Genomic DNA, 2,942 nt, shown 5'->3' on the forward strand with positions numbered 1-2,942 from the left:
GTTGATAATGGTGTGTTGAAAGTTGCAGATAATAATTGTAGCATTATGACGAACCAAGTTCAGATTTTTGATCATGCAATTCATGATGGGGAATCTCTTAGGAGCAAAAGGATAAACATGCAGTTGGATTATCTCAGTCAGTAAGTTTTTATCGTACATTGTTTGTTAATGGGGAGTAATATGGAAATTTTTCTTGATAGCGTTGATTTAAATGAAATTAAAGAACTAAAAGAGTTCATTGACGGCATAACAACCAATCCTTCTTTAATAGCAAAATCTGGGCGTAAAGATAAATATGAAAATTTAATAAGTGAGATATGTTCTATTATAGAAGGGCCTGTTAGTGTGGAAGTTGTTGCGGATAACCATGAAGATATGGTTAGAGAAGGTCTTAGGTTAGCGAAAATCGCTAACAATATCGTAATCAAACTGCCTCTTACACATGAAGGATTAATTTCTTGTAAAAAGTTGTGGACAGAACATAAAATATCTGTTAACATTACATTATGTTTTTCTCCTGGACAAGCACTGCTTACCGCTAAGGCCGGTGCTTGTTTTATTTCTCCTTTTGTTGGTCGCCTTGATGATATAAGCTATGATGGCTTGTCACTAATAAAAGATATATGTACTATATATTCTAATTACAGCTTTGATACCAAAGTTCTCGTTGCATCGGTAAGAAGTTCAGCACATGTAGTAGAAGCTGCAAGGCTTGGTGCTGATTCAATTACTATGCCGGCGAAAATACTTAGACAATTACTTAACCATCCACTTACTGATCAGGGGCTTGTAATATTCGAACAAGATTGGAATGCAAAACAATAAACGGTTACAGAAACGGGAAAACTTGAAGAGTGGAAACAAGTTTTGGCGCTAAATCAGAAAGCAGGTTGTTCAAGAGATCTATTGATCGGTTTTTCTTCTTTCACTATTAATAGATTTATAACGCAATTGAGCTTAAATATTCAATATGAAAAGCTTTGCACTTACTTTACTATTAGCTTCGCTTCCACTCTCAGCATCGTCTATAAGTACTGAGGGCATCAAAGAAAACTGCGATTACGAATATTACCCTAAATTGGATTATAGCTCTGCAGATGAGCTGTGCACTATAAAGCGAAATTATTACAGATATGGTGAGAGATTAAAAATGTTGGCAGACGAGAGAATAAAGGAGATAAAGGAAACTGCTTTAAACATTGGTAATAAAACTAGTGATTTATAAATTCACCATTTCCTCTGGTTTCACTATTCTTTCAAACTCTTTTTCAGTGAGTAGCTCAAGCTTCACTGCCGCTTTTTTTAGGGTGATATTTTCTTTATAAGCAAGTCTGGCTATTTTTGCTGCATTGTCATATCCTATATGCGTATTTAATACAGTGACTAACATTAATGACTGATTCAGCAGATCTTTTATCCTCTTTTCATTTGCCTTAATGCCAATCACACATTTTTCTGTGAAATTTAAACTTGCGTCAGCTAAAAGTCTTATAGACTGTAAAACATTGTAAATTATTACTGGCTTAAACACGTTTAGTTCAAAATGGCCGTTTGAGCCGCTAATGGTTACAGTAACATGATTTCCCATAACTTGAGCACATACCATAGTTACTGCCTCACATTGAGTTGGATTCACTTTACCTGGCATAATTGAAGAACCTGGCTCATTTTCTGGCAATATTATTTCTCCAATTCCGCACCTTGGACCAGAACCAAGCAACCTTATATCATTTGCAATTTTCATTAAACTGACCGCTACTGTATTGAGTGCTCCACTTAGTTCAACCAGAGCATCATTTGCTGCTAATGCTTCAAATTTATTTTTTGCTGAAATAAATGGAAGATTGGTAATTTCTGCCACTTCTTTAGCAAAATCTTCAGCAAAGCCTTTTTTGGTATTGAGTCCCGTACCAACCGCGGTGCCACCTTGTGCAAGCTCATACACATTGTTCAGAGCTGATTTTACTCTTTCTATTCCCTTTTTAATTTGAGCTGCATAGCCAGAAAATTCCTGTCCCAGTGTCAGAGGCGTTGCGTCTTGCAGATGAGTACGCCCTACTTTTATTATATTTTTAAATTCCTGAACCTTATCATTCAGTGCCTTATGTAGCACTTCAAGACTTGGAATGAGAGAACAATTTATCTGCTTTGCTGCTGCTATGTGCATTGCTGTTGGAAAAGCGTCATTTGATGACTGGCCAAAATTCACATGGTCGTTTGGGTGTACTGGAAACTTGCTGCCCAAATCACCGCTCAAAATTTCTGTTGCGCGATTGCTGATCACTTCATTCATGTTCATGTTGAGTTGAGTTCCAGATCCAGTTTGCCATACGATAAGTGGGAATTCGTCGTTAAATTTGCCGTCTATTATCTCCTGTGCAGTTGTGCAGATCGCACTTCCTACTTTTTCATCTATGGCGCTATGCTTCATATTCACACGTGCTGCTGCAAGTTTTACTATTGCTAACGCTTCAATTATAGGCTCTGGCATCTTTTCTATGCCAATTTTAAAATTTTCCAAAGAACGCTGTGTTTGCGCTCCCCAATAATGTTCACTTGGTACTTTTACCTCCCCTAAGCTATCTGATTCTATTCTAGTTTTTTTATCCATAGTTTTTCTCCTTGATGTCATACAAATAGCTGACACTGAAGTCTAGTTTCACTACATAAATTTTTCATGTTAATATCTCCATTTCTTGGTTAGTTAAATTGTACCGTATTGTATCTTAAACTGCAACTAACCTTTAGCTATAAATATTTAAGGAATTTACTAAATGAGAAAAAAGGCAAAAGAAACCCCGTTAGCTGGTTATTCACTATCTATCTTTTTAATTGGCGTTTTTTACTGTCTTAAGCACTTTAACAAGCGTATTTTAGCTTATATTAGGTAAAACCCTTGAAGTTTTATAAAGACACGAGGTGCACATAGTGCAAAAAATTAA

3 protein-coding genes are annotated in these 2,942 nt (G+C 36.1%); 2 read left to right on the forward strand and 1 reads right to left on the reverse strand.

Going from position 1 to position 2,942, the window contains the following annotated elements; genetic code table 11:
• Positions 1-180 precede the first annotated feature (180 nt).
• Positions 181-825, forward strand: coding sequence for a fructose-6-phosphate aldolase (gene fsa, locus IHO13_RS04990; protein WP_225538552.1), 645 nt, complete (start codon positions 181-183; stop codon positions 823-825).
• A gap of 145 nt (positions 826-970) precedes the next feature.
• Positions 971-1,225 carry a hypothetical protein gene (locus IHO13_RS04995; RefSeq protein WP_225538553.1) on the forward strand — a complete coding sequence of 85 codons (255 nt, stop codon included), beginning with the start codon at positions 971-973 and terminating at the stop codon, positions 1,223-1,225.
• Here the strand turns inward: IHO13_RS04995 and fumC are convergent.
• Entirely contained in the window at positions 1,220-2,611 is a 1,392-nt protein-coding gene (gene fumC / locus IHO13_RS05000) for a class II fumarate hydratase (protein WP_225538554.1), read from the reverse strand. The genes IHO13_RS04995 and fumC overlap by 6 nt on opposite strands.
• Between the last annotated feature and the right edge of the window lie 331 nt (positions 2,612-2,942).

Source organism: Wolbachia endosymbiont of Mansonella perstans (assembly GCF_020278605.1).
Taxonomy (GTDB): domain Bacteria; phylum Pseudomonadota; class Alphaproteobacteria; order Rickettsiales; family Anaplasmataceae; genus Wolbachia.

Excerpts from the sequence above, each read along its gene's own strand:
- fsa (WP_225538552.1), top strand. The coding sequence starts at position 181 with ATGGAAATTTTTCTTGATAGCGTTGATTTAAATGAAATTAAAGAACTA.
- IHO13_RS04995 (WP_225538553.1), top strand. The coding sequence starts at position 971 with ATGAAAAGCTTTGCACTTACTTTACTATTAGCTTCGCTTCCACTCTCA.
- fumC (WP_225538554.1), bottom strand. The coding sequence starts at position 2,611 with ATGGATAAAAAAACTAGAATAGAATCAGATAGCTTAGGGGAGGTAAAA.